The sequence below is a fragment of the Parabacteroides sp. FAFU027 genome (assembly GCF_022808675.1).
In the GTDB taxonomy this organism is placed as follows: domain Bacteria; phylum Bacteroidota; class Bacteroidia; order Bacteroidales; family UBA7332; genus CAXXIC01.
This window is the reverse complement of the sequence record NZ_JAKZKV010000016.1, coordinates 1-12,542: the sequence shown is the minus strand read 5'-3', so window position 1 is coordinate 12,542 and position 12,542 is coordinate 1. Positions and strand designations below refer to the sequence as shown.

The 12,542-nt window shown below is 42.4% G+C and carries 12 protein-coding genes and 1 pseudogene; 1 reads left to right on the top strand and 12 read right to left on the bottom strand.

What is annotated here, in order from left to right:
- Positions 1-2: 2 nt before the first annotated feature.
- The 5 genes from prfA to fabV all read right to left on the bottom strand — a co-directional run bounded on the left by prfA (position 3) and on the right by fabV (position 5,608).
- Positions 3-1,088, bottom strand: a complete 1,086-nt coding sequence (gene prfA / locus MLE17_RS17405) for a peptide chain release factor 1 (protein ID WP_243350013.1) — start codon at positions 1,086-1,088, stop codon at positions 3-5.
- A gap of 99 nt (positions 1,089-1,187) precedes the next feature.
- The gene (locus MLE17_RS17400; RefSeq protein WP_243350012.1) at positions 1,188-2,354 is read right to left on the bottom strand and encodes an AIR synthase related protein; all 1,167 of its coding nucleotides are present in this window, start codon (positions 2,352-2,354) and stop codon (positions 1,188-1,190) included.
- Positions 2,355-2,790: 436 nt separating this feature from the next.
- Positions 2,791-3,867, bottom strand: a complete 1,077-nt coding sequence (locus tag MLE17_RS17395; protein ID WP_243350011.1) for an alkaline phosphatase — start codon at positions 3,865-3,867, stop codon at positions 2,791-2,793.
- A gap of 164 nt (positions 3,868-4,031) precedes the next feature.
- Positions 4,032-4,226 carry an exodeoxyribonuclease VII small subunit gene (gene xseB / locus MLE17_RS17390; protein WP_243350010.1) on the bottom strand — a complete coding sequence of 65 codons (195 nt, stop codon included), beginning with the start codon at positions 4,224-4,226 and terminating at the stop codon, positions 4,032-4,034.
- Positions 4,227-4,417: 191 nt separating this feature from the next.
- Positions 4,418-5,608 (bottom strand): enoyl-ACP reductase FabV, encoded by a 1,191-nt coding sequence (fabV, locus tag MLE17_RS17385; protein WP_243350009.1) that lies wholly within the window; start codon positions 5,606-5,608, stop codon positions 4,418-4,420.
- A gap of 352 nt (positions 5,609-5,960) precedes the next feature.
- Here fabV and MLE17_RS17380 point away from each other — a divergent pair, with 352 nt between their 5' ends.
- Positions 5,961-6,779: a hypothetical protein gene (locus MLE17_RS17380; RefSeq protein WP_243350008.1), complete on the top strand. Its 819-nt coding sequence runs from the start codon at positions 5,961-5,963 to the stop codon at positions 6,777-6,779.
- Positions 6,780-6,862: 83 nt separating this feature from the next.
- Here MLE17_RS17380 and MLE17_RS17375 read toward each other — a convergent pair whose 3' ends face one another.
- From MLE17_RS17375 to MLE17_RS17345, 7 genes and pseudogenes are all read right to left on the bottom strand, one after another.
- A complete protein-coding gene (locus tag MLE17_RS17375; RefSeq protein WP_243350007.1) occupies positions 6,863-7,327 on the bottom strand; it encodes a hypothetical protein in 465 nt (154 codons plus the stop codon).
- A 141-nt stretch (positions 7,328-7,468) separates the two neighbouring features.
- Positions 7,469-8,509, bottom strand: a complete 1,041-nt coding sequence (locus MLE17_RS17370) for a GTP pyrophosphokinase family protein (protein WP_243350006.1) — start codon at positions 8,507-8,509, stop codon at positions 7,469-7,471.
- A 271-nt stretch (positions 8,510-8,780) separates the two neighbouring features.
- Positions 8,781-9,386 (bottom strand): hypothetical protein, encoded by a 606-nt coding sequence (locus MLE17_RS17365; protein WP_243350005.1) that lies wholly within the window; start codon positions 9,384-9,386, stop codon positions 8,781-8,783.
- 96 nt (positions 9,387-9,482) lie between these two features.
- Entirely contained in the window at positions 9,483-10,052 is a 570-nt protein-coding gene (locus MLE17_RS17360) for a Crp/Fnr family transcriptional regulator (RefSeq protein ID WP_243350004.1), read from the bottom strand.
- A gap of 360 nt (positions 10,053-10,412) precedes the next feature.
- Entirely contained in the window at positions 10,413-11,468 is a 1,056-nt protein-coding gene (locus tag MLE17_RS17355; RefSeq protein WP_243350003.1) for a hypothetical protein, read from the bottom strand.
- A 235-nt stretch (positions 11,469-11,703) separates the two neighbouring features.
- Positions 11,704-12,390 (bottom strand): aquaporin Z, encoded by a 687-nt coding sequence (aqpZ, locus tag MLE17_RS17350; RefSeq protein WP_243350002.1) that lies wholly within the window; start codon positions 12,388-12,390, stop codon positions 11,704-11,706.
- 54 nt (positions 12,391-12,444) lie between these two features.
- A pseudogene (locus tag MLE17_RS17345) lies at positions 12,445-12,542 on the bottom strand (IS4 family transposase); the annotation flags it as partial.

Below are 12,542 nucleotides of genomic sequence, written 5' to 3'. Positions count from 1 at the left end.
TCTTAAAGTTCCGATTCTTTCAGTCGTTCAGCGTTTTCAGCCACTATCAGTTGGTCAAGGATCGGTTGCACTTCTCCGTCCATGATTGCCGCGAGGTTGTACATCGTCAGGTTGATGCGGTGATCGGTTACGCGACCTTGCGGATAGTTATATGTACGTATCTTAGCCGAACGGTCACCGGTCGAAACCATAGTCTTACGCTTCGAAGCGATTTCGTCAAGGTACTTTTGGTGCTCGATAGCGTAGATACGCGAACGAAGTTCGGTCATCGCTTTAGCCTTATTCTTGTGCTGTGATTTCTCATCCTGGCATTGCACGGTAATACCGGTCGGGATGTGTACCAATCGGATCGCAGAGTAGGTCGTATTTACCGACTGACCTCCCGCACCGGAAGAACAGAAGGTATCGACGCGCACGTCTGATTCTTTTACCTCGATATCGAATTCTTCAGCTTCCGGAAGTACTGCCACAGTCGCAGCAGAAGTATGCACACGGCCCTGAGTCTCCGTTTGAGGGACACGTTGCACACGGTGAACGCCCGATTCGTATTTCAGGATACCGTAAACGCCTTCACCGGTTACCGAGAAGATGATCTCCTTGAATCCGCCTGACGTTCCTTCACTGTGGTCGGTTACTTCAACTCTCCAGCCTTTCGATTCGCAGTATTTTGTGTACATCCGGAAGAGGTCACCGGCGAAAATAGCCGCCTCATCACCTCCCGTACCTCCACGAATCTCTACGATAGCATTTTTGCTGTCTTCCGGATCAGCAGGCACGAGCAACAATTTGATTTCTTCTTCCAAAGAGGGAATGCGGGAAGAACAGGTATCCAACTCTTCTTTCGCCATTTCACGCATTTCGGGATCATTTTCAGTATCAAGGATCATGCGTGCCTCCTCGATGCCGTTCAGCATTTGCTGGTATTCGTTGCGGGCAGCCACGATTTTCTCCAAATCGCGGTACTCTTTATTCAGTTTGACAAAGCGTTTCATATCCGCTAACACAGCCGGGTCGGTAATCAGGGTCTGAACCTCCTCGAAGCGTGATACTAGTCCGTCTAATTTTTCTAATAATGAATTTTCGGCCATTTATAGGGTCGTTGTTTTATTGATTGAACACAAAGGCGCAAAGACGCTATGAATTCATTTTTAAGATCATCGCATCTCAGCGCCTTGGCGTTTAATGATTTAATATTCGAATCGTCCGAATTCGCTTTCGATTACCAGCTCGGTTTTCTCTGAAGCTTCTACGAAACCGACGATTTGCGCATCGATACCGAAAGATTTAGAGATTTCAATAACCTGTTGCGCATGTTCCGGAGCGATATACACTTCCATGCGGTGTCCCATGTTGAACACTTTGTACATCTCCTTCCAGTCAGTGCCTGATTGCTCCTGAATGGTGCGGAACAATGGAGGAACCGGGAAGAGGTTATTTTTAGTCACTTTCACGTTGTCTACGAAGTGAAGCACTTTGGTCTGAGCACCACCTGAACAATGTACCATACCGTGTATTTCCGGACGAAGCTGATCGAGCAGTTTCTTAATTACGGGCGCATAAGTACGGGTCGGAGAAAGCACCATTTTACCGGCATCAATGTCCAGACCTTCGATAGCGTCGGTTAACTTCAGGCCACCGGAATAAACCAGCTCTGAAGGCACGGCAGCGTCGAAGCTTTCAGGATATTTTTCAGCCAGATATTTTGCAAATACGTCGTGACGGGCAGAGGTAAGACCGTTGCTACCCATACCGCCGTTGTACTCTTTTTCGTAAGTCGCCTGTCCGTAAGAAGCCATCCCCACGATCACGTCACCCGGACGGATGTTGGCATTGTCGATTACGTCGCTGCGTTTCATGCGGCAGGTCACGGTACTGTCTACGATGATGGTGCGTACAAGGTCACCTACATCGGCAGTCTCGCCACCGGTAGAGTAAGCGTTAACGCCCAACTCGCGCAGTTCGGCAAGCAGTTCGTCTGTACCGTTGATGATAGCAGAGATCACTTCTCCGGGGATTAATAGTTTATTGCGGCCAATGGTCGATGAAACCAGAATGTTATCCACGGCACCCACACAAAGCAGGTCGTCGATGTTCATGATCAAAGCGTCCTGAGCGATACCTTTCCATACAGAGATGTCACCGGTTTCTTTCCAGTAAAGGTATGCTAATGAAGATTTTGTGCCCGCACCGTCAGCATGCATAATGTTGCAGTATTCGGGATCACCGCCCAAAATGTCAGGGATGATTTTACAAAATGCTTTTGGGAAAATACCTTTATCGATGTTTTTGATGGCGTTATGCACATCTTCTTTCGAGGCAGAAACGCCGCGCTGGTTGTACCGTTGGTCGCTCATTTTCTATTTAGTTACGAATTTTTTAATTGAACGCTAAGTGGCTAAGACGCAAAGTTTTTGATTCAATGCATTAGCGAAATATGAATCTGCTGAATAGTCAGCAAATTGGGTGCAAATTTAGTGTAAAAAAGGGAGTTAGGCAAATGGAATATCTTCTGCTGAAATCTATATTTGGAGTAAATGGGGGTACCTCAGAGGTACCCCTCCCCACCTAAAAGTTAAACCGATTTACCTCGAAGGTAAACCGGCTTAGCAAAAAGGTGAACCGATTTACCTTTCGGGTACCCAGGTTTACCTTTTAGGTGAACTGATTGACCTTCGAGGTAGGCTGGTTTAGCAAAAAGGTGAATTGGTTCAGCTTAGAGCTAAACTAATTCACCTTTGAAGTGTCCCGATTTACCTCAAAGGTAAACACATTTACCTTTGAGGTGGAAGATTATTCTTTCAAACCCGCCAGTTTTTCGATTTTATTCTTGTAATTGGTGTTTTCCAACCATCCTGTAAATTGTTCAGCTCCTGGACCATAAGCGAAAATAGGAACAGGCGCTCCGGTATGGTAGGTTTTGGTAAAGTCAATCTTCACGGTTTTATCCTTGAAGCTGCCTTCACGAATGGCAGTACCTCCTGTCTCATGGTCAGCGGTGATAATCACCAAGGTATGACCGTCTCTTTTAGCAAATTCAAGGACTTTCCCAACCGCATTGTCAAAGTCAACGGTTTCTGTTACGACATAGTTTCCATCGTTTGCGTGGCCGCCCCAGTCGATTTGTGAGCCTTCCACCATCAGGAAGAATCCTTTCTTGTTGTTGCTCAGTCTTTTCATCGCCAGCTCAACCGCTTCAGGCAAATAGTCGCGGCCTTCGCTCGCTTTCTTCGGATGGTCTTCAGCCAAAAAAGTTAACAGGGGGCTTTTCACCGGAGCTTTAGCGGCCTCTTCCATTGAGTAGGCAACGGTGTATCCGGCCTGTTTCAGTTCGTTGGAGAGGTTGCGTCCGTCGGTGCGCTTTTCAAAATCATTAATTCCTCCGCCGATAGCCACATCTACTCCCGATTTGGGAAACCAGCTCGCTATTTCCTGAGTGGAATTTCTGCTTCCGGCATGTGCATAAAAGGTTGCAGGGGTAGCATGAGTCAGGTTGCAGGTGACAACAATTCCGGTAGAGAGGCCGTTCTTTTCCGCAACAGACAAGATGGATTGTACCGGAACAGTATCCGGTGTTACCCCAATCATCCCGTTGTTGGTTTTAACGCCGCAAGCGATGGCGGTACCTCCGGCTGCCGAGTCGGTAATGTAATTGTTTGCAGAGTAAGTCTTTTCAATCCCGGTATAGGGGAATTTAGCCATGTTCAGGTTGTTTCCGGTGACGGTCAAAGCCGCTTGTACCTGATTGAATCCCATACCGTCACCAATCATGACGATGATGTTTCTTACTTTTTGGGCAAATGAATCGGTCGTGTTGACCACGAACAGGCAAGCCACCAACAGCATTCCTGTTTTTAAAGTATTTGTCATTTTAGAACGATGTGATATGTTAGTTAAGTTGTTGTTTGTGTCGGCAAAGTAACCGTTGATTCCGGAGGGTAGGGAAAACTATCAGTTCAAATAATACAAATAGCAGACCAATCGACAACTTTTTATAATGGGAAATTGGATATGTGATTTCGTATGGATTTTTCTTATTCGAGAGTATCAATAATTTTCTTGATCTCTTCGTCTGTTTCGTGAAGCGTTTTCTTGCAAAAAGTCAGCAGTTCTGTGGAACGGGCAACCAATGATTTCAATTGGTCGATTTCCACTTCATCGTTTTGCAGCTTGCGGACGATGTCTTCCAGTTCTTTTACCGCTTCGGTATATGTTGTCTTTTTTGCCATAGGTGTAATCGTTTTATTTTCAATGCAGGCAAAGTTAGTTTTTATATCTGTTCCAAATAAATCGGGGTGGTGAATTAATAGAAATTTAATACCATTACTAACCTCCAAGGTTTTCAAAACCTTGGAGGTTTAGCCACAAAAAAAAGCGGAACCTCGTTTGAAGTTCCGCTTTGTATAATATTAGAAATGGATTATACCAATCCTTCGATTTCCACCATTTCGTTTACATCGGCATGGTAATCTACTTCTTTGAATCCGAAACCGAATAGGTTTTTGAAATCTTTGGTGTAACCTTTCAGGTCACCGATGTGTTTGAGTGATTCGGTTGTCGCATCTTGCCACAAACGGGTAACCTCTTCCTGTACATCATCTCGTAATTCCCAATCGTCAATGCGGATACGGTTCGCTTCGTCAGTCGGGATATGTCCGTTTACGAAAAGTCGGTCAGCATACAGGCGCTGGATTTGCTCGATACAACCTTCGTGGATTCCTTTCTCTTTCATGATTTTGTACAGGATAGAGATGTACAAAGGAATCACCGGGATTGCAGAGCTTGCCTGGGTTACCAATGCTTTGTTTACCGAAACATACGCTTTACCGCCTTTAGCCTGAAGTTTTTCAGTAATAGCAGCAGCTGTTGCTTCGAGGTGGTCTTTTGCACGACCGATTGTACCTCTGCGGTAGATCGGCTCGGTAACTGAAGGACCAATGTAAGAATAAGCCAGTGTCAGCGCGTTAGGAGCCAAAACATCAGCTTTAATCATTTCGTCGATCCACATTCCCCAATCTTCACCACCCATTACGGCTACAGTGTTTTCGATCTCTTCCTCGTTGCAAGGGTCAATTGAAACTTCAGAAATGACGCCGGTGTGGAAATCAACGGTTTTATTTGAATATGGAACACCGATTGGTTTCAATACCGAACGGTGGGTAACGCCTGTCACCGGATTTGTACGCACCGGTGCTGCAAGGCTATAGATCACCATATCCACCTGGCCGAGATCAGCTTTAATCAGGTTGATGGTTTTTTCTTTGATTTCGTTTGAGTAAGCGTCTCCGTTGATGCTTTTAGCATAAAGTCCGGCTTTGATTGCTTCTTGCTGGAACGCAGCCGTATTATACCAGCCCGGAGTAGCTGTTTTACCTTCCTGTGGTTCTTTTTCGAAGAATACCCCGATAGTAGCAGCATCTGAACCGAAAGCGCTGGTGATTCTCGATGCGAGACCGAAGCCCGTAGATGCACCGATTACCAAAACTTTCTTCGGACCGTTGATGGCTCCTTTCGATTTTACATATTCGATTTGGTTAAGCACGTTCTGTTCACAACCTTTCGGGTGAGCGGTAAGGCTGATGAATCCGCGCATTCTTTGTTTAATGATCATAATATGATTTGGTCTTATTTATTTCAAAACATAGTGCACGATTACTCGTTTCTGTAATTTGCGGGTGCAAAAGTAATATTATTTTACCGAATTGCCAGCTAAGGAGTTAAACAAGCCCCTGTATTCTGATAATTCTTTATGGAAATGTGTACAAATCCGGGTACTGAGCGAATGCTCCTTCAGATAAAGGCGATAAATTCTCTGAAGAAATTCCCCCGTTTTATATTACGTTTTCCGGAATAAATCTCTATTTTTGATCGAATGGCTTTGCATTAGAAACCATCAAATTAACCTCCTGTGTCAACTGTTACTCAATCCGGTTAGCGTATAGCCGTCATAAATATTTTGAACCATGAAAACACTCATTCCCTTTTCGGATATACAGATGTATCTTCCCTCATCTACCCGTTTCCAGTGGGGCAGAACAGAAAAAGAACTGCTTAATGAACGCAGGCTTATTCAGCAATGTCTCATTGAAAATTCATTGATGCCACTCTATCGCCGTACTGAAGAATTCCTAGACAGAGACGGATATAAACAGTTACTGGAATGCTTTGCAGCGCTGCGATTGAAGCTGGCTGATGAGTATGAAATCGATGTGGTGGATCGCTCTATGGAGCAAAACCGCTTTGATATTGCCCATATGTTGTTCCAGCGTGATCCGTCGAATCCCATCCGACATTTGATGCACAATGCCACTGAAACCTGGTTTTTTTATTCTCTGGAAATGAATCTCGACCCCACAATGATTGCCGACGAAGCCGATCGCTGGATAGAGCGGGAGCATATCAAAAGGGTACTGGGGATAGTGGAGTGCCCAAACGAACACAACAACCGGTTGCTTGAGGAGCTGATTGACAACTCACACCTGGGCGGTGAGCTGCGTATCTATTTCCGGGCGCCATTGTTTAATCTGATCAGGGAGAATACCGATTTCAACGTTGTGCATATTCTGGGGCCGGAAGTCTTTGTCGCCGTCGTTAACAGCAAGGAGCGAACCGGCTACGATATTACCTTGCCGATTGACCTCACCATTCCTTTTATCCGCAAAGATTTGTATTTCGACCAGGCAATGCACTACAGTTATATCGATGATTTGCATAGCAAGGATATTGAGCACTGGAATGACAATACCTCGTTTATTCCATTGGTGAAATACTCCGGTGATTAAGATCTTATACCCAAAAAGTAAAATGAAATTCACAAAGACGGGACATTTTTGATTCGCAGAGTGGAGTTGCCGACTATTTTCTCTTATATCAGGCTATTGATAGTTGCCACAAATTCCAGATTAAACAGCTTGAGATTGAGTTCTAGCAAACGGAATCCATCACCCGATAAATCCACAATCTTCGGATAATATTTTACAGCCAGTTCTTTTGTTTTTAGGTGTATCTGCTCCGTCAGCTCTATGTTTTTGGTTGTTTGAATGGCTTTGGCATAGTATGCCCGTAATGCAGCCAGATCTTCGGTCTTCCTGAAATCGGGATAACTTTCATCCTTATCCAGTACTGTATGAGTAATGCTCAATGCTGCGATTGCAAATTGACTTAGCAGTTCGTTGAATTCGTCAGTGCGGATAAATGCCGGATAATGCAGCCGGATGATGTTGATGATTTCGGTCTCAAACTCTTCCTTGAACGTATTGTAGAACTTATCCACCTTTTTGAACTCTTCCAGAAATTGCGATCTTCTTTCCTCGTTGTCAAATAATCTCATTGTCGGGTTTTTTGCTGCAATATAATCAATTTGATTGGAATGTTGTGGTGTTTGTGTAAAAATGTCTATCGAAAGCTCGGATTTGTAGGTTAAGGCGAACTGAGGCAGAGTGCAATAGGGATAGCCTGAATGATACAGTTTTTACACACTTTCTACCATCTCTTTATAGACTATTGCGATTTGTAATAATCTGCTGGGTCTTCTTTTACCGCGACCGATAGGGTGGTTTGCAATTATTGTATTGACTTTTTTTCGTAATAGTGCCAAGAGTAATATATCCGAAGAATTATCATCTAACGTAATATCTATGTTATTGTCAATGATATATTTTTTCAGTTTATTGTATTCGATCTCAGCAACCTGTTTTAGAATTTCTCCATGAGAAATCAATGCCTTGTTGATCGTTTGAGGTGATGTTAGTTTCAAAAGGAGTAGTTCTTCATAAAGTTCACCGGCATTATTTGCGAAAGTAGATTCGCCTTTCAACTCTTCACGCATACGAATGACGAAATCATGAACATCGTCGAAGTCACCGGTCCTTTCTTTCAGTCGTTCATCGGTGGCTTCCAGTAATCTTTTGATGGTTGTGTCCCCTGATTTGGTGATTAACCCCAACTGGTCAAGGAGTTCTAATTCCTGTTCGGAAATGATTCCGCTCAAAGGTTTGTATTGTAAATCGTGCTCGATTTCATTATATACATGAGCCAGCAGACTGCACACCTGAATCTCGCAGGTTGTATTTTTCAGATTTTCGTTTTCACCAATCAGATATTCATCCGGCAAATATACCTGGCAGTGAGTCGCCCGATAGTGTTTGCCTTTCTCCGATTTGTCTTTTGCTTTTATAATCGGTTGATTACCTTTATCCTTTCCGATAAAAGCCTGCCGTATTTCTTCCACCACCTTTTCCCTGTCTGATTCCAGATAGGTGATGATTCTTACACCGGCTAAATCGCTGATTTGATCAAAGACCTCATCTACTGTTGTCAGCGTTTTGTGCTTTCGTAGTTTTTCCTGAAAGCTATTCGGATCTTTGGCCCGTCTCTGTACGGTTGCTCTGATGGTTAGTTTCTTTTGAACGATCTCATTACAGATAAGATAGACAAGGTCTGCCAGTTTCTTATATCTGTCATATTCACGATAATATCTGGCAACCGCTATTTCTATAATATTTTCATCCATCACTTTTTTGTGTTTGAAATATTTGGTTATCTGCATTTATGATCTAAACACTGGATGGAATCGGTTTGTTTCTTGCAAAATAATATTGGACAAATCCAACCGGATTTGTCCTTTTTCTATCATAAATAACTCTGCTGTCGCAAATATGGAAGGTCTCTGTTACGCTCAGACCTGAACTAGCTCCAGACAGCGTGTTTTTATACTTGCGTGAATTTGGGATTCCGGAGTTAATCTTATGCAGGTCATCTTTTATCCTGTGTTTAACCTGACCTCAATACTTACTCCAGATTCTGCATCCGATGCGCAATACAGGGGCCAGATCTACATTCGGAATATGATATTGTGTGGAGCCGAAGTTCGCACTTTTATCGCTTCGCAAATATATGTGGTATCCCGGCTGAACATAGAAATTCCGGCCAATAAAGAACTGGTAGCTGATCCCGCCACCAAAGTCTGTACTGTGTATGTCCTTTTCAATGCCTGTGCTTTTTTGTTCAATACCGAAAGTGTGTGATTCCAGATAAGTGTATGCTTCGAGATTCTTCCATATATTATAACCCAGAAAAAGACCGGGTGACGTTTTATAATATCTTTTGAAGTTTGCTGACGAGTTCTTTATTCCTGCGGGTTCGGCATCGTAGTTTCCACCGTTGATCACGCTCACTCTGACCCTGAATTTTTCGTATCGGTAGCAGGCCGCAAGGTGAAAGCCTCCGGTAAGGAACATGGGTGCAAGGCTTTCAAACTCCAACGCTTGCTTTGTGTCATAACTATGCGGGCAGTGTTTCTTTGATGATGTATTCGTGGTGTCGGATTGTGCCAGGGCATTAAAAACCGGGATCAGTAAAACAATGCAGATCAACGTTAGCTTTTTCATTTCTTCTGAATTTTAATAATGACTATTGGATGGCAAAAGTCAGAAGAATAGATTCGATTTTACACCGCATTTGTTACCAAATTTCGGTACCTTGAATTATTTTCCTCGAATGCGGCTGAGGGATTTGGGTGCAATACCCAGAAAGTTGGCTATGTGGTAAAGCGGAACCTGTTGCACGATCTCAGGGTGCTCGTGAAGCAACTTCTCATAGCGTTGTCCGGCTGTAAGAGTTTGCAGATCAATGCTGTGTTGTGCAATCTTCACAAAAGCCTGCTCGATCAGTATGCGCCCCAGCTTTTCAAGTTTGGGGATTTGTTGGTAGGCATAGTTAAGATTATTGTTGGAAATCACCAGCAGTTCACAGTCGTCAATTGCTTTGATATGAATATAAGAGGGGTTATGGCTAAGTCTGCTTCTGTTGTCGGTTACCCAATCTCCGGGAAAAGCAAAATCGGTGGTCGCCTCATTCCCCGAATCCTGTAACTTATAATATATCAGCGTTCCCCGGTTAATGAAAGCGATGGAAGTGCATACCTCACCCTCTTTTAGAAAATAGTCGTTTTTCTTCAATATCCTGACTTCGAATAGCTCCAGCAGTTGTTGCCATTCGGCTTCACTGAGCGAAATGATTGCTTCTGTCGAACGTTTTAGTAAATCACTGTTCATAAGAGGTTGGGGGCTTTGGTTCCTGCAAATATAACAATTTTACATCCTTATCTATCCACAGTAAACCGGCTTCAGAAAGGACTGGAAGAGGTCGGTTGTGGTGTGTAAACTTAAAATTGAACAAGCATTTTAGCTGCTTTCCGCATTGCAAAATGCTCATAATAAAGAAAGGGCGGATCACAGATCACGCCCTGACGGTTCATTATTTTTGTACGGTTGTAAATCCGGTGTGACGGAAGAATTAATCGCAGAAACTGGTTTCTATATATTATATGTCCGTTATTTGTGCAAGCCGGGAGGCTTGCTTTTAACAGAACGAAGTCTGGAGACTTCGCTCAACGGCTTAGCTAGTTTTGTACACTACGATGAACGGAGAAAATGAGACAAAACATTTGAACAATGAAAAAGACTTACGATGGTGGTATTGTGAATAATAGTTTTGATTGTATCTATGCTTTGTAACGATGTGTTTTTTAGGAAATCTATATTAAGAGGAATATCTGTATCGAAATGAGAACCTCCAAGAGTATTTGAACTATCTAAAAGCATTCTGTTTATAGAGTAAAATACAGGTTTTCTGTCTTTATATGTAATAATGACTTCTCCGTTTAGCCATTCTTGAAAGTCCATGATTATTTGGTTTGAGAATTTTCTATCAATTGTAGCTTCATTAATAATAATTTGAGCAAGTATTCCATCTGCTAAATCTAGCATATCATCTGGGAAACTTTGATTCACGGGTCTTGCATATACAGGAAGAGAAAGGTTCTTTAATGAGGCAATTCTAAAAAGTAAAGGATTGTAATTACTGTTTTGTGGTTTTTGCTCATCAAGCTTATGTGCTAAAAGACTTCTAAGAAGCCCTAAAAGACTCATTATGAGAAAATCTTTACCTTGAATCCATTCTTTAAATGTGAATTCAATATTGTTGAAAAGATTGACGAATTCTTGGACTTGTTCTTGCTCTGTCTTTTCTCTTCTTTCTGATTTTTTCTTTTTCTCTAATTCAATGAATCGAGTTCTTCTCCAATTTATCCATTTATCTAAATTTTGGTTGTGACTTAGATCTATACTTTCATTATTGTTTAAAGGAGCTTCATCTGATACTAGTTTTGTTTCACATACATTACTTGTGTGTATTATATGATTGTTTATTTGTAACTTAGAGTAAAACTCAGACCATATGAATGTTAATATTCTATCTCGGTTAGATTGGAATCGTATTTTTTGGGATTCAAATCTTGAAAAAATAACGTATTCATTTTCAACTAGAATCAATATATGGCCATCTGGATAACCATATATTATTAGAGTTGAATCAGTTAGTGGCATTGATATTAACTCAGTCTGAGATGTAATTCCTTGTGGGAAATTTTCTGGAAACGAAATGACTAAATAGATTGTACCTTCTTTCATAATGTCTTTTTGCTATCTTCTTTCAATAATCAAAAATAGCCATTTTATATCTAAAACAAAAAAAGGACAAACCCACACTCGGATTTGCCCTTTTAATATTATAAAAACGCACAGCGTCTTACCGCCTTCGCGTTCAATTTAAATTACTTTTTAGAAGTACGCTTACGCTCATTCTCATCCAGAAGAATCTTGCGCAGATAGAGCCAACTCCACATACTCACCTTCCCCGATGAATTTATTCTTTTTCGGGTGAAATCACTTTATAGACAACACCTGCCAATATTGCCCCGATGATAGGAGCAATAATAAATAACCAAAGTTGTTCGATTGCCCAACCGCCTACAAATACGGCCTGACTAATACTTCTTGCGGGATTTACCGAGGTGTTTGTGACCGGAATGCTGATTAAATGGATCAGCGTTAATGCCAATCCGATAGCTATTCCGGCAAATCCTTTGGCGGCTTTGGAGTGTGTTGCGCCTAAAATAACAATCAAAAACATAAAGGTCATTACTATTTCACACACTAAAGCGGCAAGCATACCGTATCCGCCCGGTGAGTGTTCTGCATATCCGTTTGCAGCAAAACCACCGATCTCAAATCCGGCTTTCCCGCTGGCGATGACGTACAGGATACCTGCTCCGGCAATTCCACCCAGTATTTGTGCGGTAATGTATGGGAGTAGTTCTTTTTTGTCGAAGCGACCGCCTGCCCAAAGTCCGAGAGATACTGCAGGGTTTAGGTGGCAACCTGATACGTGCCCGATTGCATAAGCCATTGTTAAAACGGTTAGACCAAATGCTATTGCTACGCCGGTGAATCCAATTCCCAATTCAGGATACGCAGCGGCTAAAACAGCACTTCCACATCCTCCCAATACTAACCATAAGGTTCCAATAAATTCTGCAACTAACTTTTTCATAGGATCATCATTTTATTGTCGTTAACACTAGTGTCCCATAAAAATTGGGACGAATTAAAAATCAAATAAATTTGGCTCATTAAGCCTAAAACGCTCTTTGTCATTTTGAAATTTAGTTTTGTCGAAGAGGTCTCGAAGATGAGTTTTATCAG

Bases quoted from the DNA above. Each gene is read 5' to 3' on its own strand.
- prfA (WP_243350013.1), bottom strand. From the start codon at position 1,088: ATGGCCGAAAATTCATTATTAGAAAAATTAGACGGACTAGTATCACGC.
- MLE17_RS17400 (WP_243350012.1), bottom strand. From the start codon at position 2,354: ATGAGCGACCAACGGTACAACCAGCGCGGCGTTTCTGCCTCGAAAGAA.
- MLE17_RS17395 (WP_243350011.1), bottom strand. From the start codon at position 3,867: ATGACAAATACTTTAAAAACAGGAATGCTGTTGGTGGCTTGCCTGTTC.
- xseB (WP_243350010.1), bottom strand. From the start codon at position 4,226: ATGGCAAAAAAGACAACATATACCGAAGCGGTAAAAGAACTGGAAGAC.
- fabV (WP_243350009.1), bottom strand. From the start codon at position 5,608: ATGATCATTAAACAAAGAATGCGCGGATTCATCAGCCTTACCGCTCAC.
- MLE17_RS17380 (WP_243350008.1), top strand. From the start codon at position 5,961: ATGAAAACACTCATTCCCTTTTCGGATATACAGATGTATCTTCCCTCA.
- MLE17_RS17375 (WP_243350007.1), bottom strand. From the start codon at position 7,327: ATGAGATTATTTGACAACGAGGAAAGAAGATCGCAATTTCTGGAAGAG.
- MLE17_RS17370 (WP_243350006.1), bottom strand. From the start codon at position 8,509: ATGGATGAAAATATTATAGAAATAGCGGTTGCCAGATATTATCGTGAA.
- MLE17_RS17365 (WP_243350005.1), bottom strand. From the start codon at position 9,386: ATGAAAAAGCTAACGTTGATCTGCATTGTTTTACTGATCCCGGTTTTT.
- MLE17_RS17360 (WP_243350004.1), bottom strand. From the start codon at position 10,052: ATGAACAGTGATTTACTAAAACGTTCGACAGAAGCAATCATTTCGCTC.
- MLE17_RS17355 (WP_243350003.1), bottom strand. From the start codon at position 11,468: ATGAAAGAAGGTACAATCTATTTAGTCATTTCGTTTCCAGAAAATTTC.
- aqpZ (WP_243350002.1), bottom strand. From the start codon at position 12,390: ATGAAAAAGTTAGTTGCAGAATTTATTGGAACCTTATGGTTAGTATTG.